Annotated in this window: 22 protein-coding genes; 14 read left to right on the top strand and 8 right to left on the bottom strand. The window is 36.4% G+C overall.

What is annotated here, in order from left to right; translation table 11 throughout:
* Positions 1–16 precede the first annotated feature (16 nt).
* From AC5SR4_RS02385 to AC5SR4_RS02365, 5 genes are all read left to right on the top strand, one after another.
* Positions 17–577, top strand: coding sequence for a helix-turn-helix domain-containing protein (locus AC5SR4_RS02385; protein ID WP_495357940.1), 561 nt, complete (start codon positions 17–19; stop codon positions 575–577).
* Positions 578–660: 83 nt separating this feature from the next.
* A complete protein-coding gene (locus tag AC5SR4_RS02380; RefSeq protein WP_495357939.1) occupies positions 661–1,377 on the top strand; it encodes a heavy-metal-associated domain-containing protein in 717 nt (238 codons plus the stop codon).
* A gap of 223 nt (positions 1,378–1,600) precedes the next feature.
* Complete coding sequence (locus tag AC5SR4_RS02375) at positions 1,601–2,068, top strand: DUF423 domain-containing protein (protein WP_495357938.1); 468 nt, start codon at positions 1,601–1,603, stop codon at positions 2,066–2,068.
* 50 nt (positions 2,069–2,118) lie between these two features.
* Positions 2,119–3,306 (top strand): DUF4932 domain-containing protein, encoded by a 1,188-nt coding sequence (locus AC5SR4_RS02370; protein WP_495357937.1) that lies wholly within the window; start codon positions 2,119–2,121, stop codon positions 3,304–3,306.
* A gap of 177 nt (positions 3,307–3,483) precedes the next feature.
* Positions 3,484–4,323, top strand: a complete 840-nt coding sequence (locus AC5SR4_RS02365) for an alpha/beta fold hydrolase (protein ID WP_495357936.1) — start codon at positions 3,484–3,486, stop codon at positions 4,321–4,323.
* 1,018 nt (positions 4,324–5,341) lie between these two features.
* Here the strand turns inward: AC5SR4_RS02365 and AC5SR4_RS02360 are convergent.
* Positions 5,342–5,728, bottom strand: a complete 387-nt coding sequence (locus tag AC5SR4_RS02360; protein ID WP_495357935.1) for a cupin domain-containing protein — start codon at positions 5,726–5,728, stop codon at positions 5,342–5,344.
* 319 nt (positions 5,729–6,047) lie between these two features.
* Between AC5SR4_RS02360 and AC5SR4_RS02355 the strand changes: the two genes are divergently transcribed.
* Positions 6,048–6,470 carry a VOC family protein gene (locus AC5SR4_RS02355; protein WP_495357934.1) on the top strand — a complete coding sequence of 141 codons (423 nt, stop codon included), beginning with the start codon at positions 6,048–6,050 and terminating at the stop codon, positions 6,468–6,470.
* A gap of 32 nt (positions 6,471–6,502) precedes the next feature.
* Here the strand turns inward: AC5SR4_RS02355 and AC5SR4_RS02350 are convergent, their stop codons facing one another.
* A complete protein-coding gene (locus AC5SR4_RS02350; protein WP_495357933.1) occupies positions 6,503–6,685 on the bottom strand; it encodes a hypothetical protein in 183 nt (60 codons plus the stop codon).
* 224 nt (positions 6,686–6,909) lie between these two features.
* On the opposite strand from AC5SR4_RS02350, the gene AC5SR4_RS02345 reads away from it, so the two are divergent.
* The 6 genes from AC5SR4_RS02345 to AC5SR4_RS02320 all read left to right on the top strand — a co-directional run bounded on the left by AC5SR4_RS02345 (position 6,910) and on the right by AC5SR4_RS02320 (position 12,793).
* A complete protein-coding gene (locus tag AC5SR4_RS02345) occupies positions 6,910–7,587 on the top strand; it encodes a phospholipase D family protein (protein WP_495357932.1) in 678 nt (225 codons plus the stop codon).
* Positions 7,588–7,622: 35 nt separating this feature from the next.
* Positions 7,623–8,752 (top strand): IS3 family transposase gene (locus AC5SR4_RS02340; protein WP_495357931.1). Its coding sequence is split into 2 segments (ribosomal slippage): positions 7,623–7,884 and positions 7,884–8,752, totalling 1,131 coding nucleotides; the frame shifts between segments, so codons are not numbered across the junction.
* 200 nt (positions 8,753–8,952) lie between these two features.
* Positions 8,953–9,780 (top strand): hypothetical protein, encoded by an 828-nt coding sequence (locus tag AC5SR4_RS02335; protein ID WP_495357930.1) that lies wholly within the window; start codon positions 8,953–8,955, stop codon positions 9,778–9,780.
* Positions 9,781–10,005: 225 nt separating this feature from the next.
* Positions 10,006–10,989, top strand: coding sequence for a thioredoxin fold domain-containing protein (locus AC5SR4_RS02330; RefSeq protein ID WP_495357929.1), 984 nt, complete (start codon positions 10,006–10,008; stop codon positions 10,987–10,989).
* 249 nt (positions 10,990–11,238) lie between these two features.
* Entirely contained in the window at positions 11,239–11,775 is a 537-nt protein-coding gene (locus AC5SR4_RS02325; RefSeq protein WP_495357928.1) for a hypothetical protein, read from the top strand.
* A 157-nt stretch (positions 11,776–11,932) separates the two neighbouring features.
* On the top strand, positions 11,933–12,793 hold the full coding sequence (locus AC5SR4_RS02320) for a hypothetical protein (RefSeq protein ID WP_495357927.1): 861 nt from the start codon (positions 11,933–11,935) through the stop codon (positions 12,791–12,793).
* Positions 12,794–13,083: 290 nt separating this feature from the next.
* On the opposite strand, the gene AC5SR4_RS02315 is transcribed toward AC5SR4_RS02320, so the two are convergent.
* Positions 13,084–14,205 (bottom strand): IS91 family transposase, encoded by a 1,122-nt coding sequence (locus AC5SR4_RS02315; protein WP_495357926.1) that lies wholly within the window; start codon positions 14,203–14,205, stop codon positions 13,084–13,086.
* 2 nt (positions 14,206–14,207) lie between these two features.
* Positions 14,208–14,756, bottom strand: coding sequence for a tyrosine-type recombinase/integrase (locus tag AC5SR4_RS02310; protein ID WP_495357925.1), 549 nt, complete (start codon positions 14,754–14,756; stop codon positions 14,208–14,210).
* Between the two features lie 591 nt (positions 14,757–15,347).
* Here AC5SR4_RS02310 and AC5SR4_RS02305 point away from each other — a divergent pair.
* Both AC5SR4_RS02305 and AC5SR4_RS02300 read left to right on the top strand, forming a co-directional pair.
* The gene (locus tag AC5SR4_RS02305; RefSeq protein ID WP_495357924.1) at positions 15,348–15,569 is read left to right on the top strand and encodes a hypothetical protein; all 222 of its coding nucleotides are present in this window, start codon (positions 15,348–15,350) and stop codon (positions 15,567–15,569) included.
* Between the two features lie 184 nt (positions 15,570–15,753).
* Positions 15,754–16,056 (top strand): hypothetical protein, encoded by a 303-nt coding sequence (locus AC5SR4_RS02300; protein ID WP_495357923.1) that lies wholly within the window; start codon positions 15,754–15,756, stop codon positions 16,054–16,056.
* A gap of 125 nt (positions 16,057–16,181) precedes the next feature.
* Here the strand turns inward: AC5SR4_RS02300 and AC5SR4_RS02295 are convergent, their stop codons facing one another.
* The 4 genes from AC5SR4_RS02295 to AC5SR4_RS02280 form a co-directional block, all read right to left on the bottom strand.
* Positions 16,182–16,883, bottom strand: a complete 702-nt coding sequence (locus AC5SR4_RS02295; RefSeq protein WP_495357922.1) for a DNA-binding domain-containing protein — start codon at positions 16,881–16,883, stop codon at positions 16,182–16,184.
* A gap of 87 nt (positions 16,884–16,970) precedes the next feature.
* A complete protein-coding gene (locus AC5SR4_RS02290) occupies positions 16,971–17,393 on the bottom strand; it encodes a hypothetical protein (RefSeq protein WP_495357921.1) in 423 nt (140 codons plus the stop codon).
* A gap of 1 nt (position 17,394) precedes the next feature.
* On the bottom strand, positions 17,395–17,748 hold the full coding sequence (locus tag AC5SR4_RS02285) for a hypothetical protein (protein WP_495357920.1): 354 nt from the start codon (positions 17,746–17,748) through the stop codon (positions 17,395–17,397).
* Between the two features lie 44 nt (positions 17,749–17,792).
* Positions 17,793–18,164: a hypothetical protein gene (locus AC5SR4_RS02280; RefSeq protein ID WP_495357919.1), complete on the bottom strand. Its 372-nt coding sequence runs from the start codon at positions 18,162–18,164 to the stop codon at positions 17,793–17,795.
* Positions 18,165–18,176 lie beyond the last annotated feature (12 nt).

Genomic DNA, 18,176 nt, shown 5'->3' with positions numbered 1-18,176 from the left:
TGCAAGCTAAAAACACATGAAGATATACATTAAAAATATGGTATGTAACCGCTGTAAAATGGTGGTGAAAATGACTCTTGAAAAATTAGGTCTTCACCCTGTTCAAGTGGCATTGGGCGAAATTGAATTGCAGGAGCATGATATCTCTTTGGTAAAAGAACAGCTTAAAAAAGAGCTTCAGTCTTTAGGGTTTGATTTATTGGACGACAAAAAGACCCGGACGATTGAAAAAGTAAAAAATCGGATTATCGATCTGGTTCAAAACAAAAACAGTAATCTAAAAGTAACGCTTTCCGACTATTTAGCACAAGAACTACATCAAGACTACAGCGCGTTTAGTAACTTGTTTTCAGAAGTAGAAGGCATTACTATTGAGAAGTATTACATCCTCCAAAAAATTGAAAAAGTAAAAGAACTCTTGGTGTATGACGAACTTACACTAAGCGAAATCGCCTTTCAATTAAACTATTCCAGTGTAGCCTATTTAAGTAATCAATTTAAAAAAGTCACCGGACTTACCCCGAGCCATTTCAAAAAACTGGGAGCCATAAAACGCAAGCCATTGGAAGCATTGTAAATTTTACAAAACAAATCCAAGATTTAGTAAACAAATCGCTTCGTCCACTTCCTAAATTTGTCATACTAAAACGAATAAAAGTTATGACACATACCTATCAATTAACAGGCATGACCTGTGGAAGCTGTGAAGCCAAAGTAAAAACGGCGTTGCTTTCAGTAAATAACGTCACTGCTGTGGACGTTTCAAAAGAGAATAGCACCGCAACCATTACGATGAACAAGCATATACCCTTGTCCAATTTACAAAATGCATTAGACGAGAAATACCAAATCGCCACACTGCAGCACCATGCAACGGAACAGCAAACCAAATCCTGGTTTGCCATATATAAACCAGTTTTGCTTATCTTTTTTTACATTTTAGCCGTTACGGGCCTTGTAGAACTAACAGCAGAACATATAAACCCCATGCGATGGATGCGGCATTTTATGGCAGGGTTCTTTTTAACCTTTTCATTCTTTAAATTGTTAAACCTAAAGGGTTTTAAAGAAAGCTATTTGATGTACGACATTGTAGCTCGTAAATGGCCTGCTTGGGGGTATGTTTATGCATTTACAGAATTGGCATTAGGAATAGCGTTCCTATTAAATTTTAATCCAGTTATTACAAACACCGTAACCTTGGTGGTTATGTCGGTAAGTATTATGGGGGTTTTACAAACCGTATTAAATAAAAAAGCGATTCAATGCGCTTGTTTAGGAGATGTTTTTAATCTGCCCATGAGTACCGTAACCATTATTGAAGACGGATTAATGATTTTAATGAGTCTAAGCATGTTGATAATGGCATTGAGTTAAAAACAACAGCAATTAAATAGTTTATAAGTAAAAGCGGTTTAGGTACTAACATAAACCGCTTTTACTTTTTAATTGCCAACCTTGCTAAGCGAAGTTTGCAACGTCACTCATTCAACAGAAGCGATAATACTTATTTACTATTCTAGTAAATACAACCAGCTGATTCAAAAAACCACACATATACAAAATAAATCCTTATTTTTAAAAAAATAAATACAAGCACATGCAAACATGGAATGTTAAATTAAGACGAAACCCGCAAGCAATTAGTAAACAAATAGAATCCGGCCTTGGGTCCCTTAACGGGTTTGTATTTAATATAAAACGGGATACAAACAGTGCAGTAACATTTAAACTACGCAAAAGAATTCTATACCCGTGGTATTTATTCTTTCTCAATAGTGTTGTCGTTAACGGAAAACTATCAAAAGCAGAAACCAAAAACGAGGCAAACGTAACCATCTCTTTTAATCAGCATTTTTTATGGGTATTGGTTATAGCTGCAAATATCATGGCGGGGTTGGCTGTGTTAATTACGATACTCTCAGAAAAAAGCAATAACAATATGGCTTATTTGGTTGGCGCGCTCATTTTAGCAACAGGGATTATCTTGTGGATTCGGGTACAGTATAAATACAAGACAAACGTTCAGGAATATAAAGGTTTGATTTCAAAAGTACTGGAAGTTTAAAATAGACTTGTAAAGTTTATTGCTAATCCCATTGCTAACAACCATACCACATGCAAAGACTACTAGTTTTAAGTGTTTTAACATTATTGCTTTCTTGTCAATCAACAAAGACAACGCCCAATAAGTTTAGTGTAAACTATAGCAAAAACATAGAAACCTATTTTCTGGCTGAGATGCTCTCCGTTAGCCATAGAAAGACCAATAAACAATGGGAGGAATACAAATTAAAAACCTGTAAAACCTACCAGCCTATAGTAGCAAAAGCTATAACTGATTTAAAAACCCTAACTCAAAGCAGCATCGCCATAGAAACAGCTAAGCTTAATGATACGTTAGTAAGTTTTGGTGTTGGCAATTATGTTATGATGCAAGTGTTATTAGAACAGCCGGAATTTGACCTTTTACAACAGCCTTCAAATATTAAGCTCCCGCAAATCCTGTTGCCAAACAGCCAAAAAGAGGTACTGGAGCAAATCATTTCCAATTATTTACAGTCGCTTTACAGGTTCTATCAAACCGAAAACATCCACGATTTCTTTACCAAAAATGCAACTTTTTACGAAGGAGCTATCAACGAGGTACAAACGCACATCCCCAAAGGATTTACAGACGCCATGGAAACCTACTATGGCGATCAAAGAGCACAATACGTAGTTTTGGTAAGTCCCATGATGGCTTGGCCCATAGAAGATAACGAAGGCCGAGGGGTGTCAGCAACCGTTAAAAAAGGAGATAAAAAAATCGTTTATGAAATAATGAGTCCGTATGTTCAAGTACCAGTTAATGCGTCAAACCGGGAATACAATCAATTTGGCTTTGACTATCAGCCAAGAGCAAGGGTTCTAACGGTTCATGAGTTTGGACATTCATTCGTTGATTCAGAATTAGAACTTTACCAAAAACAAATAGAAGGGACTTCCTATCTGTTCACCGACCAATTAAAAAACGTCATGAAATCCAAAGGTATTCAAAGCTGGTATGTACATGTCCTTGAAAGTTTTGTGAGATTAGGAGAGATTAGGATCGCAGAGATTCAAAATGACGAAGCAAGAGCCAATCATTTAAGGCACTATCATACCAATTTAGAACATTTTGTCTTTCTCCCGGAATTGGAGCAAAAGATCATCGAATTTGAAAACAATCGGGACCAATACCCGAAGTGGAAAGATTTTATTCCCGAACTGTTACATGTGTTCGAAAAGGGTACACCAGAATTTGTAAATGAAAAATTAAATTGAAAAAATGACCAAGCCTGTTACCCGGAATACTGTGCTTTTTTGCCAGAGTTTTAGTGGTATGGTTCACCGTGGGGTAAGTTGGTCGCAATATTTAACACAATACCAGAAGATAACAAAAGTCGCATTTCAATGTTGCACAAAACATATAGCCATTTAATCATGATTAAAATAATAACAATGCTTACATGCGTATTACTATGTGGGTATGCAGACGCTCAACAGACTAAAAAATCTAAATTTGATATTCCTTATGGTGATAATCCGGATGTTGGAAAGTACGTGGAAATAAATGGCGCAAAAATCTATTATGAAGCATATGGAACAGGCGAGCCCTTACTACTAATACACGGATGTGGTGCCAATATAAAGTCCATGGAAAATCAAATTGATTATTTTAAGGATAAATTCAGAATCATAGTAGCAGATAGTCGCGGACAAGGAAAATCAGAATTAAAAACGGATTCCTTAACCTATAACCAGATGGCTAAAGATTGGGAAGGATTGGTGCACCATTTAAAGTTAGATTCCATAAATATTGTCGGGTGGAGTGATGGCGGTATCATTGGTCTTAAAATGGGCATTAATAACCATACAAAAATTAAGAAAATTGTAACCATGGGAGCAAACCTAAGGCCAGACACCCTGGCAGTAAACAGTTGGGCCCCAAAAAGTGTAAAAGTAGATCTGGAAAAAGCAAAGAGAATGATAGCACTGGGAGATACATCAGAAGATTGGAACCTAGACAAACAACTAGAGCAATTGTTATTGTACCAACCCAACATCAGTCATTCAGAATTAAAGAAAGTAAAAGCGGCTGTGTTAGTAGTGAATGGTGATAAAGATATTATAAGAAATGAACATGCCGTAGAAATTTTTGAAAATTTACCGCATGCACAATTATGCATCATGCCCGGGGAAACGCATTATACGCCCGGTTCAAATCCAGCATATTTTAACGCCATTGTCGAAAAGTTTTTGTTAGAGCCATTCAAAAGACCCACATCTAAATGGAATTAGTTTTCTACAAAGTGCCTAGCGTTATGTCTAAATAATCTAGAAATCGAATCATCGAATCATCTAATTGACAAATCAACAAACGGTTTTAAAAAAAGCTTCTTTTGTTTAATATATATTCTTATTTTTAGCTTGGCTGTAACTTTAAAAACCCAATGTCTTTTATCCGGTAAATTGGAATATAAATGAGGATTTTAGTGAACATATAACGATTTAGCGGTCAGGTGAAAATAAAAAATAGACAAAATGCAATATTTAGGATACATTTTAGTAGTCATTCACATTTTTCTGCTTCTATGGTCGACAGGTGGAATAGTTGAGATGACATCTTTCAAAGTCCCGTGGACACCATACACAAATTTGGACTTTCCTACTTGGCTGTTACCAATTCATTGGGGTTCAGTAATTATCACCTCAATTGGATTTTTGGTTGGGTATTTCTCCAAATGGAGTGGCACACCTGAATTTATGCTTGCAGCATATACCATGCTATTCACAATTTGTGTGATAGAAACCTTTGGATTTATGACAAGCTCGACAAAATACATTGCTATGACGACTGAATTGGTGGTTTACACTTTAATTTTACTATCGATGTTTAAGAGTAGGTACTTTATCGAATATTTTAGTTGAGATGAAAAATAAACCCGAATCGCTAACAAAGCATATAGCTTATGGCGGCATAACGGATGCCAGCAAGGTTTTTTGCTTCTTAGCTAACTCTTTGGTTTCGGTAGATAGGAAAGTGCTTCAATACCGCCACAAACTATATGTAAACCGTTGATAAATAGCACCACTACAAATAACACTTCTAAATACCGCAAAAACATCATTCCTAGTTAGTCAATTATCTAAAGGTCTAATAATCAAACAATCCAACCATCAACTTTACCCATAGCGCACCAACTATCATAGCATATCAAATAAAGGCTTCCCACACCCTTTACGCCGTAGACGTTACACGCATTAACACGCAATTGTTACTAAGCGGTTTTAAAAAAATAAGTTTTTGTTCTCGGTTTTAAGCCTTAGTCATCTCAATCATATGATTGATTACATGGGAGTGCTCGTGCTGAGGACTGAACATAACAATCTCCGCATCTGCATTGACTTTTACATTGTGTCCTGCGGGCCAGTAAAACAAATCTTTACCGTTTACAATTTCTTCGATGCCGTTAGCATCAGTGGTAGTAAGTTGGCCGCTCAAGAGAAATCCCCAGTGAGGGCACTGACACAAATTATCTTCAAGCCCCATAAACAAAGGTGTTGTGTCCACTCCTGCAGAGAGGCTAAAATACTCTCCGCTAATTTTTCCTAATCCGGTAGCGTCTCCAAAATCGGTTTTCTGACGAATAACAGCTCCAGGAATCTCCATTTTAACTTCAATATCGTCTTTTGCAATTTTCATAATTGTTTCTTTTTGTTAATTTGGATAAAATTATCCTTATAGGATGGCTATTGATGTCATTTCGGGCAATTCAGAAACAATTACTCTGATATAACAACAAATGTTGCATCCTCGTCTGTAAGGTAAACTAAAAATCCACAGTATTACTACTTTACTCGAAAAGAAATAATACGTTCGCCTAAGCCGTGTATAATTAATGGCTAGTTATAGTCTACTTTACGAAAATCCTCGCGAGTTTTCTATCTGGCGTTTATTTGCTAAATTAGGTGCTTAAACACGCAGCTAATCATGCACAAACCGTTGTGCAACATTTTGAAAAATGGCAGATAAAGAGGATAAAATAGAAATTAATTTTTTAGATCACGTAGCTATTCGAGTTGCCGATATGGAAGTTTCTGCTGTATGGTATGAAAAAGTGTTGGGACTGAAACGATATAAATTACCTGAATGGGGAGACTTTCCAATCTTTTTACTTTCTGGAAAATCAGGAATCGCATTGTTTCCTGCAAATGCAACGGATACTAAACTTGACCCAACTTCTAAAAATGTAAAAATTGACCATTTCGCTTTTAATGTGACAAAGGAAAACTTCGAAAAAGCAAAAAAGCAATATACCGAATTGAACTTAGATTTTGATATTCAAGACCATCACTACTTTGATTCAATTTACACGAAAGACCCAGATGGACACACAGTTGAATTAACCACAATTAAAATAAATGAAAGAGAATTTTATAAATAAAAAACGATACACCAACAAAACATAACCTCAATTCACCAACACCAGTTAGCTGCCAAAAGCCTAACACCAAGCCCCAAAACAAAAAAAGCAGAAGCCACCAAAACACCTCCCACCTCTAAAAATCTAACCATCCAGCCATCGAATAATCCAACCATCGAATAATCTAGAAATCCAACCACCCAACCTTGCCCGTAGGGCATCAAGTATTGTAGCATATTTGTAAGCGTTTTGGCTCTATACGTCGTAGACGTTACACGAATTAAGATGTCATTATTAACAAAAAGTTTTAAAAAAACTCTTTTTTTAAGATATATTCTTACTTTTAACATGGCTGTAACTCTAAAAACTAAATGTCTTTTATCCAGTAAGTTTGAAGATAAATGATAATTTTAGTGAACATATAAAGAGTTGGCAAACATTAGAATGAAAGAACAAAAGCATGGCAGAATTTGTAAAAGGAAATCAACTTAATGCGGAACTTGAAAAAATTTTTGAGAAAGCGGAAGAACAAATAGTTATTGTTTCCCCATTTATAAAACTTCATTCAAGATTTATTGACGCATTAAAATCTAAAAAAGAAAAGCATAAACTCAAAATAACTGTCGTTTTTGGAAAAAATGAAGGTAACATTTCAAAGAGCTTCAGCAAAGAGGAATTTGACTTCTTAAAAGATTTTCCAAACATCGAAATTAAATATGAACCAAGACTTCATGCAAAATATTATGCTAATGAATCATCAGCTTTATTAAGCTCAATGAATCTTTACGACTTTTCTCAAAACAATAATATAGAATTTGGTATATTAACAAAAGCGACACTTGTTGGTGCATTGACAGGAAATCTTCTAGGAGATTCTATAGACAAAGAAGCCTTCGATTACTTTGACCAAGTTATCAATAATAGTGAAACTCTATTTAAAAAAACACCTCAATATGAAAAAACTAATTTAGGCTTAACAAAAAAATACACACACTCTGATGAAGTTGACGAATTATCCAAACAACTTGGAATTAAAACATCAACTAACAAAACCAGCAAGACAACAACACAATCAACAAAAGAAACCGACACGGGATACTGCATAAGTGTAAGCTTCCCCAAAAATCGAACTGTTTAGAAGTAGAAAAATAGTTTTAACTTTAAGCAGTAATTATGAGAAAAAGCAAATTCAGTCCGCAACAAATTGCAAAGATTTTAAAAGAGTTTGATAACGGGAAAAGTGTTGAACAGATTACCCGGGAATATGGGGTTAGTTCATCTGCCTTCTATAAATGGCGTGAGCGCTATGCCGGGATGAACGGCAAAGAACTAAAGCGCATCAAAGAACTGGAGGAAGAAAACCGCAAGCTCAAACAGATGTATGCCAATCTGGCCTTGGACCATCAAATGGCCAAGGAGATCATCGAAAAAAAGCTTTAAGGCCCTACCGTAAAAGAGTAATAGCCAAAGAACTTATTCATTACGGTATTAGTAGGGCGTGCCGTGTTTTAAATATGAGTAAAAGTGTCTATTATTATAATGCGATAAATAAAGATGACACAGAGATTGAGCAGGCATTGCTTATAAAAGCAGAGGCACACCCAGAAGAAGGTTTCTGGAAAGCCTTTGACCGCTTAAAGGCAGAAGGGAAGCCCTGGAACCACAAACGCGTTCATCGTGTTTACCAGTCCATAGGCTTACCGTTAAGACGCAAAGCCAAAAAGCGTCTGCCCACCCGTGTTAAAGAGCCTTTAGAAGTCCCCAATACACTTAATCATACTTGGAGTATGGATTTTGTAACAGACGTACTGGAAAACAAAAGACGATTTAGAGCATTTAATATAATTGATGATTATAACAGGGAGGCACTGCACATAGAGATAGATTTTTCCTTAACAAGTAACCGTATAGTATGGGTTTTAAATCATTTGGTAAACAGGAAAGGAAAGCCTAAAAAAATACGTATGGATAATGGCCCTGAATTCATAGCAAATATTACTTCGGTTTGGAGCAAGATGTATGGTATAGATTTTCAATATATCCAACCGGGAAAGCCAACCCAAAATGCTTTTATAGAACGCTTTAACGGTTCTTATAGAAGAGGTGTTCTAAATAGATATATTTTTGAGACTCTAGAACAGGTTCGTGAACAAACTCAGATTTGGATACATGATTATAACTATAACAGACCTCACGATGCGCTTGGAAAATTGTCCCCAAAAAAATATGCAGAAATCAATTGTAATGGGGTTAACCCCATTACAATTGAAAACAATAACTTTATAGAAATTTTAGACAATTAAACAGTTCTAATCTGGGGAAGCTTACACTAACAAAATATAAAAATAATGCTAAATTTATTGCTTAATCAAGGGTTAGTGTACTTTTGGTTACCCTGATTTTCCTTCGGACACGAGCAAAGCGAACTGGCGAAGTAAAATCCTCGGATACAAACATGCAACTTTCCATACACATAAACGTTTTGCAGCATATGAACAAACCAATGAAATACCTATTACTAATTGGATTTCTGATTATAAATTCAGGAACCAATCTTATCGCTCAATCATCTTCTGACACTTTTAGACCAAAAATGAAAATGGTTAAAGAAGTCATATATAAACCCGAGAATGGTGAATTAAAAAATCGTGAAAATCTTTTTGACAAAGACATTAGTTCATATATGATTTTTGACAAAAATGAAAAAGTGATAGAAAGCGGACAATACGAAAGGGATGGTTCTCTATACCAAAAAATAATTTATGAGAGAAATGAAAAAGGAGTTGCTCAAAAAGTTATGAAGAAAAATTCATCGAATGAATTAAAAAGCTATTTGATTTATGAGTACGACTCTAATGATAATATGATTGAGGTTAAAACTTATGATTCGGATAACAATCTGACTAATATCCAATCGAATACATATGACGAAAACGGAAATAACATTGAGATGTTACTCAAAAGACCAGGAAGTGAAAATGGTTGGAAATATGTTTACAAATACAATTTTGACAACAAAAAAATTGAACAGTTCAGATATAAACCTGATGGTAGTTTAAAAGATAGAAGAACATACTCTTACGATAAAAGCGGAAAAGAGAATTTACAATTTAAATTCAATCCTGATGGAAGTTTTACGAAATTTGTGTCCGAGTATGATGAAATGGATAATTTATCTGTTCAAAATTGGTTTAATGAACAAGACGAGCAAACACACCAAACATCTTTCGAATATGTCTATGACAAAAATGGAAATTGGATTTCAAAAAGAAGAAGTTCGAATGGAGAATTGGGTATGGTTTGGGAAAGAGAAATAGAATACTACGAATAAAAAAACACGTTGCACAACACCAGTAACAATCACCCAAAACCACAGGTTTAACTCCAGCTACCAAAAGCTACAACACAACCAAGACAACCACCCATATTCCAAAAAACAATTTCATTTTGACAAAAAATCCTCTAAACGCGTAAGCATTTGTAATTTATGTATATTTGAGTGTATATATAGTAAAAATAAACACACAGGTGTGTTTATTCAATTGTTACCACACATATGAGAAAGATATTATTATTTTTTCTGCTTTTGAGTTTCATCTCAAATGCTCAATCCAAAAAAGATTGTGATTCAATACTATCCAAAAAAATTAATACTGATTTCGAAGACTTAAAAAATATTGAGCAATTTCGGACAAATCTTTTAAAGCTGGTAGATTGCGGAATAGACTCGTTAGATGTTGATATCTTCTCGACTGGACCAATTCCAGCCTCATTTTTAATGGAAATCGTTTCTGAAAAGGATAAGGATTCTGAACTCACCTATAGTCTTTTTTTTGATAAGATTCTTGACTTTAAAAAAAATGAAAACTATTTAAAAATTAGAAATATTACTAAAGTATCAAAAGAGCTAGAAAAAAGACCTGTGAATATAGAGAGTTGGGATGAAGATAAGTCACTGTTCCAACAATTAGAAATACCTAAAGAATATATTTCTGAATTTTATACTTTTTTAAAAAAGAACTCTGAATCTTATAGTTCTTACAAAGATGCTTTTATAAGTTTTAGCAAAACTGTAGAAAAAGAAAACTCAGTATCTTCTGATGAACTAATGGAATTTTTTAAAAACCCTGGAAATGTAGATTTTAATGATTTGCTAAAATTAAGTAGTGAAAATAAAAAACCTATTTTGTTGTATTTTACTGGATATGCTTGCGTTAATTGTAGAAAAATGGAAAATAATATATTCAATATTCAATCAGTCTTTGATGTATTAAAAAACGAATTTATCTTCACAAGTTTATATGTCGATGATAGAAGTAATCTCCCTGAATCAGATTGGGTAAAATCAAAAGTTAACGGAAAAATTATTAAAACTATCGGACAAAAAAACTCTGAGCTTCAAGTAGCAAAATTTAACACCAACATGCAACCCTTTTTTGTGATATTAAACTCTGAGGGCAAGATTTTAGAAGAATTTCAATACACTAAAAGTGTATCTGATTTTTTAGATTTCATTGATAGAGGATTAAATAAATTTTAAATACGTTTTACAACACCAGTAACCACCACCCAAATTCACATCCTTAACCACAGTTTTAAACCCACCTACCAAAAGCTGCAACATTACCAAAATACATACCTATGTTTCAAAAAACAACTTCAGTTTGACAAAAAATCCTCCAGACTTATAAGTATTTGTAATTTATGTATATTTGAGTGTATATATAGTAAAAATAAACACACTGGTGTGTTTATTCAATTGTTATGCACAAGTTAAAAAAACATCGAAATGAGATTTGAAATACCTTTTGATGAGAAAATTTATAGGAAGCAAATGACCTTGAATTTTGACACGACTTGGAATGAAAATCTGAAAAAAAATAAAAAAAATCTTTATTGGAGTATTCCGATTACATTACTTGGTGTATTAATAGTCTATGGTCAAGATTATATCGGACTTATCTTCATTGCTATCGGACTTCACTATGTGATTAATGGATATAGGTATTATTCGTTTTACAAACGAAGTAAAAAGCGATATTATAACTTAATAGAATCGGAAATAGAAGGAATAAAAGCATCAAATGAAAATAGTATTTGGGAATTTAACGAAGATCATTTAATATTCAAATACTATAAATATGACGCGAAAATAAAATGGATTGCTTTTAAGAGTTATCGGATTATTGACAAAAATCTTTTTCTTGATTTGGATATCGGAAATAATGCATCGTATATCCTTGGAGAAGAAGAAATTGGAAACGCTGAATTTAAAAACGCAATTGATTTTGTTGAAAATAAAATAGGATTAAAAACAACTGCATAACACCATGTAAAAATAATTGCTTGTTTCTAACCTACTCGGAAAATCCTACGGATTTTTCTCTGGTTCGTTCCATTTTTAGTAAGTTAGTTGCTTACACACGCAACAATCCTTACTCAAACACGTTAGGTGCAATTAAAACCAACTATTCAACTAAAGAATGACACCAGAATATCGAATAGAAACTGAAAATCAAATTAGAGAGTATTTTAAATCATATGAAGATATAAAAGAAATTGTGAATATTAAATGCGAGGAGACATTTAACGATTTAGATGTTGTAGTTAACGTTTGGAACGTAAAAACCGAAGATGAAGCTTATTGGGTTGTCGAAGGAGAAAATGCACCAATGAATTTATATACTCAACGAGCTCACTACTTTTCAGCAGACGAAGCATATTCTTTTCATATGGGAATTACTCAACGATTATCTAAAAGATATCAAAATGATTTTAAACACATAATTGACGAAATTCCATTAGACATTGGTCATTTAAAATCAATAAACAGAAAGTTAAATATGGCTTCTGAAAAACTCTCGATTGATTTAGAACCTGAAGAATTTCAAGCTATCGGACTTCTGTGTCGCAAAAGTTTAATTGACTTATCAAAAGAACTGTGCGAAAGGAATCCTGAATTGATAAAGGAAAAAGGATTAAAAAAATCTGACTTTAAAGGTGTTGCTAATACTTTTATAGACTTATATATTCCTGGAAAACAAAACTCGGATTTACGAAATTATTCACGAAAATTGGTGAATAGTGCTTGGAGTTATAATTCAGTGGTCGTTCATTCACAAAATAAAAAATATCCAGATGCAAAAATTGCATTATTACTTACTTCTTCAATCATTAGTTTACTTGAGAACTTATTTTTTAAGTATATTGGTTTCGACCAAGAATTAGCTTGTCCTGAATGTGGAAGTTTACAAATGGAGTTTATTGAATTTGAAAAAGACAAATTAAAACAAGTTTGCCAAAAATGCGAACACGAAGAAATTTTAAAAATTGAAGAACAATAATAACTGTACCTAATAACTAAGTGTTCGTGTGGTCGGTACGGCCAAACATGAACGCCGTGTTGACTGAACCGGTAGTTGGTCGGTTAGCCTACTATGGGGATTGGTTTGTTTTTTAAGAGGGGTTTAAGGAGTTGTTTCAGGCCTATTTCTATTTGGTGTTCAACTCAACAATCGTTTTCAGTCTTTATCTTAATAAGTAAGGTAAACATTTAGGTTTTACAGAGGTTTATTTCTTTCATAATTTAAAATTTAGACAATATCTGCCTGTTACGTGCTTGGCAACGTTGTTTTTATTGAGGCTTATGTAACTGTTTTATCCAGTGTTTTGGCGGGCCTCGAGCTGTAAATGTTGTAATGGTTATTAACCGTCCTTGTCGGCATTTAGGGCATATATTGTGTAATAAGGGAGCTTTTTCTTTTAGCTTTACCGGAACAAGTGTTTTCTTTAATTCAACTAAGCTTAGCCTTTTATGGTAAGAACTGAGCATACCATAATGCCTGATACGAACAAAACCTTTAGGCAAAACATGTAAAGCAAAACGTCTGATGAACTCGGCATCGGGTAAGCACATCGTTTTACGTTTACCGCCATGCCGATAATCTTTTACCGAGAAGGTTACAGAACCATTCCCGATAGCCAGTATGCGATGGTTACTGATGGCTATTTTATGGGTGTAGCGCCCCAAATATTCTATCACCTGCTCGGGGCCTAAAAAGGGACGTTTACAATACACCACCCAAGGCTTTTTAAATAGGTCATTATAAAAATCTGATGTGATTTCTAGATTTGATGATTTTCGTAATTGCGCCACAAAGCGTGCTCTAAACACCTTACTCATGGCTTTTACCGGGAAGAGATATTTTCCTTTATGTTTTACAGATTTCCATCGTCCATAAGATGTTATTCCTCCTTCAGGTACAATACAATGCAGATGCGGATGCAACGATAGGTTTTGTCCCCAGGTATGCAGTACAGCAATCATTCCTGCGCGAGCGCCTAAAAACTTTGGGTGACACCCAAAGTCATAGATAACCTGCCAGGCCACTTTAAAGAGTGTGTTATAAAGTGTTTTAGGTATGTAAAGGCACAAGCGGTTAAGTTCTTGTGGTAAGGTGAACACCACATGAAAATAAGGCACGGGTAACAGTTCAGCTTCACGAGCCCGTATCCACTGTTCTTTTTGATGTCCCTGGCACTTGGGACAATGACGGTTTCTGCAACTGTTATAACTCAGGTGTAAAGTGTTGCATTTGGGGTTATTGCAGCGGTCTATATGCCCACCCAGCGCTAAGGTTCTACACTTTCGTATGGCATGCAAGGTTCTTAGCTGCCAACTGCTATGGCTATAGGCTGATAGTTGATTTTGATTGCGTTCTAACACCTGAGCTACTTCGTAGGTAGCACAATGCATAACTATTCACTATATAGCCGATCTAACGGACTAAAGGGCTTTTGTCTACCTAATTGTGCCACATGAAGGTAAACCAATGTGGTTTGAATGTCGGCATGCCCCAACAGTTCTTTAATGCTAATAATATCCAGTCCCATTTCCAGTAAATGAGTGGCATAACTATGCCTGAAACTGTGGGTGGTGACCTGTTTCTTAATCCCGCTATGTTTACGAGCTTCGCGTATAATCCACTGTATGCCTCTGGTGGAGAGCGGCACAGAAGCACCTTCAGCATGATTACCGTTAAAACACCAGATACGAGGGTGTTCGGCTGAAATATAGCTTTTAAGACCACGAATTTGCAGAGCAGATAAAGGAACGTAACGGTCTTTATTGCCTTTTCCCTGACGGATATGCAGCATCTTGCGATCGAAATCCAAATCCTTTAATTGAAGGTTGCGAAGTTCGAAACAACGTAAGCCACAGCCATACAACATAGCCAGAACTAAACGGTGTTTTAATAATTTTGGCGTTTTAAGAAGTAACTTAACCTCTTGACGGCTTAATACCACCGGCAATTTGTTGGGACGCTTGATCGATGGAAGCACGACGCGCATCTCCTTTAGCTCATAGATACGATACAGGTATCTTAGACCATAAACGGTATGCTTAAAGAAGCTTCCTGAAGGTGCTTTAGATTGTGATTTTAAAACATGTAGGTAGTCTAAAACCTGTTCTTCATCTAAATCTAAAGGACTACAATTAAAATGCAAGGTGATGTGAGCCAGACAACGGGCATAATTGGTAAAGGTACTGATGCTTTTGCCTGAAAGGGTTACAGAGCGTTCTAACTTGCGGTATAATTCTGTAAACTCGGGTACAGATTTACACGCTTTTTCAATGAGAGTAATGCTTTTTTTTCATAATTTTAAAATTATAAGATTTAACATTACTTAAAGGTAGCCAAAAGTGAGTGTATTTCACTGGAAAGCTACCTTTAGGTTTAGTTCAACAACAGCTATAGGCAATAGCTTGGGTTTGGGCTGTAAACAGAAGTTTGGGATTTATTTTCTAACTTTACGACTGAAAACAAAACTGAATGGCTTTTTTTGCGCTACTGCCCATAGCCAGACCGTTGTGCACAATATCCCGACTGAACGAAAATGAAAGAGAATAAAGATAGAATTATAATTGTAAGTGACGTAAATGAACGTGACGGGATTGGAATTGAAGTCTATCAAAATGATAAATTGGTTGTAGAAATTTTTAGAGATGATACTGAAAGAACTAGGACAATCACAATTTTTGAAAAGAATATTTCTCTTGAATTAATGGAAGAATGTATTGAAACTTTTAAAAAGGAAATTCCTTGGGAATTTATATAATATGACTAAGTCAATAATAACCGTCATTTTTCTAACCCTAATCTTAATATCCTGTAAACAATCCCCAATAACTTATACAGAAATAGTAAATCCTATAGAATTCAGAAAAGGCGAATGGATAAGTACACAAGATTCATTAAGCGGCATTAGTTTTCGGAAAGGAAGGGTCGCATTTTTTAAAAACATGCAATTCTCAGCAGATAGTATTTATGAATACAAGATAGTAGACTCCATAAAGTTAATTGGAAACCAAAAGGAAATAATAGGAACTTACCTAAAACGAATGAACCCTTGGGATACCCTTTATGTAGAAATAAAAGCATTCACAGATACCACACTAACCTTAAACAATAACAAAACACAAACCTATAAAATCAATATCCCCCCCCCCAAAAAAAAACAAAGCCCCCAAAGCACCGCCACTCCTAAAAATCCAACCATCCAACCTTACACACCCCATGTAACCAAGCGTACACACCCCATGTAACCAAGCGTACACACCCTATGTAACTAGGCTTACATACCCCATGTAAACCCAGTTACAGCAACAACTAAAAAGCCCACTCAAAAAAATCAAGTGGGCTTTTACAAAACACATCATGGTATAGGTAATTAACTCACGGTCAATATGGGAACAAAAATCCCCACTCTCAGGGATTTCACCCGGTAGGCCGAGTTGCGGACTTCAATACGGTACGTGCCTGCGGGTAGGGCAGGAACACGTAGTGTCAGCGTTTTGGGCTCGTTGGTGCGGAGGTCGATTTCGCGGACTTCCGAGCCGTCGGTTTGGTTGACGAAAAACACCCCTTCTTCATCCACAACATTGTGGTGCAGTTTCAATTGCTCGCCGGTAATTTCCAGCACATCCCCGGGGGTAAGCGCCACATCGTTACTCTGACTTCCCCAATCGTACACCGTATCAATTTCGGGAAGGCGTTTTTGTGGTGCCACTTTTTTTAAGGGCACGCCTTTAACTGCCGCGGCCAAGAGCCCCTTCGGGTTTATTTTCATACTCAGGCTATGGCGCTCCGGATCAAACAGATCCGTCGTGTCTACAAACACCCCGCTAATACTCAGGCGAATGGTGATGTACTCGTCGCTATAATATTCACCCCGGGCAATAAAACCCGTTATTTTCTCCCAGTAATTATCTACTACGGCATTCACTTCGGTGGGCTTGAGGATGGATCCCGGTCCGGTAACCGCATCAATCAAGTCCTGCCGATTATTAACTACCACATTCACCGGAATGGCCGTTTGGTCATCCGGATCATCAGGCGTTAAATCGTTGTTATATAATGCATATTCTAACATAAGCGTTTTTGATTTTTAATGTTATACAAATTTTATAGAGGGTACCATGAGGTGTTTTTTTGTTGCTGTAAGCTTTAGGCGATGGTGCTATTGCACGATAATCATGCCCACAAGTATTCCCAGCACCACGCCGCCAACGCCCGCGCCCACAGTGCGCCAGGCATATCGTTTTTGTTGAACCTGTAATTTTTGTTTGGTATTTAATAGTTCAATATCCTTTTGCGACAACACAATATCCGTCAACAACAGTTTCGTTTTAATCTGTGAGTTGCTTACGCGAAACAGGTTGATGAGGTCTTGGGTATTTGCATGCCGTTGTGCTACCAAAGGCGCGAGGGCGTGTAGCATGTTAAGGTTGTAATCCACCATAAGCAGCATGCTCTTTATGGGCGCTTGCCGTAGGTAGGCGGTATCTGTGAGTTGCTCGGGGAGCTCGGGCGTGGGAGCCGTCTGTGCGGTGCCGGTGCTGCTGACTAATACTACCGCACATAAAAGTAAAAATGGTTTCATGTTATTTCGGTTTTTGAGTTTGTTCTAATTGCTGTTTTAGCCGTGCCAAGTGCTGCTCCCATTGGGTAAGCAGGGCCTTGGTTTTGGTATGGATGCGGGTGTCTTTAGTCTCAAACACCTGTATGGATGTTTCCAGTTCCGCTATGGTGCGGTGGGCATCGTTTAGCTCGTCGCGCGCCGATTGCATACGTACCTGTGCCGCCCGTAATTCCGCTTGCAATGCCCGGGCGTCGTACCATTGGTACACGTTAAAGGCAAAGGCCAGAGCAGCCAGGAGCCAGCCCAGAAATCTTAGTAGGGTTTTAGACGTGTTTGTCCAGAGCCCCAGCGGGGCATACGTGTTATTTCGTGTCATAGTGTATGGAATTATAAGGTTACTTTTAGAAGGATAGCCCTGTATTAAAGCCGGTAGCGGGTATAATCCGTATCCAAAGCGTTATACAAGTCTCTTTTAATGTCCCGTAGCGAATGCCGCCACCAGCGCAGCAGGGTTTTAACGTTGCCGTTTGCCGTGAGTTTGCGGGTGTAATAGTCGTCCAGACTGCGCTCAATATCACGAATGTACTCACAGGCACTGTCTAACCCCTTTTGGGCCTTACGTATTTCGGTACGAATGCTTTGCATGTGTGTCTCCAGCCGTTGGTTGTTGGCGTGGAGTAGGAGCCCGTACCATAGTGCTATAAGTAGGACTGCTAATAGGGTTAAGTTACCTGCACGCCGAAGGGCAGTCATGTACGACGGACGTTTTTTTGTAGGTTTGGGGTGTTTCATAATTTTGTTTAA

This window comes from Aestuariibaculum scopimerae, assembly GCF_059428085.1.
This window is presented reverse-complemented; position numbering and strand designations above follow the sequence as displayed.

Coding starts and splice junctions, on each gene's coding strand:
- AC5SR4_RS02385 (WP_495357940.1), top strand. CDS start 17: ATGAAGATATACATTAAAAATATGGTATGTAACCGCTGTAAAATGGTG.
- AC5SR4_RS02380 (WP_495357939.1), top strand. CDS start 661: ATGACACATACCTATCAATTAACAGGCATGACCTGTGGAAGCTGTGAA.
- AC5SR4_RS02375 (WP_495357938.1), top strand. CDS start 1,601: ATGCAAACATGGAATGTTAAATTAAGACGAAACCCGCAAGCAATTAGT.
- AC5SR4_RS02370 (WP_495357937.1), top strand. CDS start 2,119: ATGCAAAGACTACTAGTTTTAAGTGTTTTAACATTATTGCTTTCTTGT.
- AC5SR4_RS02365 (WP_495357936.1), top strand. CDS start 3,484: ATGCTTACATGCGTATTACTATGTGGGTATGCAGACGCTCAACAGACT.
- AC5SR4_RS02360 (WP_495357935.1), bottom strand. CDS start 5,728: ATGAAAATTGCAAAAGACGATATTGAAGTTAAAATGGAGATTCCTGGA.
- AC5SR4_RS02355 (WP_495357934.1), top strand. CDS start 6,048: ATGGCAGATAAAGAGGATAAAATAGAAATTAATTTTTTAGATCACGTA.
- AC5SR4_RS02350 (WP_495357933.1), bottom strand. CDS start 6,685: ATGCTACAATACTTGATGCCCTACGGGCAAGGTTGGGTGGTTGGATTT.
- AC5SR4_RS02345 (WP_495357932.1), top strand. CDS start 6,910: ATGGCAGAATTTGTAAAAGGAAATCAACTTAATGCGGAACTTGAAAAA.
- AC5SR4_RS02335 (WP_495357930.1), top strand. CDS start 8,953: ATGAAATACCTATTACTAATTGGATTTCTGATTATAAATTCAGGAACC.
- AC5SR4_RS02330 (WP_495357929.1), top strand. CDS start 10,006: ATGAGAAAGATATTATTATTTTTTCTGCTTTTGAGTTTCATCTCAAAT.
- AC5SR4_RS02325 (WP_495357928.1), top strand. CDS start 11,239: ATGAGATTTGAAATACCTTTTGATGAGAAAATTTATAGGAAGCAAATG.
- AC5SR4_RS02320 (WP_495357927.1), top strand. CDS start 11,933: ATGACACCAGAATATCGAATAGAAACTGAAAATCAAATTAGAGAGTAT.
- AC5SR4_RS02315 (WP_495357926.1), bottom strand. CDS start 14,205: ATGCATTGTGCTACCTACGAAGTAGCTCAGGTGTTAGAACGCAATCAA.
- AC5SR4_RS02305 (WP_495357924.1), top strand. CDS start 15,348: ATGAAAGAGAATAAAGATAGAATTATAATTGTAAGTGACGTAAATGAA.
- AC5SR4_RS02300 (WP_495357923.1), top strand. CDS start 15,754: ATGCAATTCTCAGCAGATAGTATTTATGAATACAAGATAGTAGACTCC.
- AC5SR4_RS02295 (WP_495357922.1), bottom strand. CDS start 16,883: ATGTTAGAATATGCATTATATAACAACGATTTAACGCCTGATGATCCG.
- AC5SR4_RS02290 (WP_495357921.1), bottom strand. CDS start 17,393: ATGAAACCATTTTTACTTTTATGTGCGGTAGTATTAGTCAGCAGCACC.
- AC5SR4_RS02285 (WP_495357920.1), bottom strand. CDS start 17,748: ATGACACGAAATAACACGTATGCCCCGCTGGGGCTCTGGACAAACACG.
- AC5SR4_RS02280 (WP_495357919.1), bottom strand. CDS start 18,164: ATGAAACACCCCAAACCTACAAAAAAACGTCCGTCGTACATGACTGCC.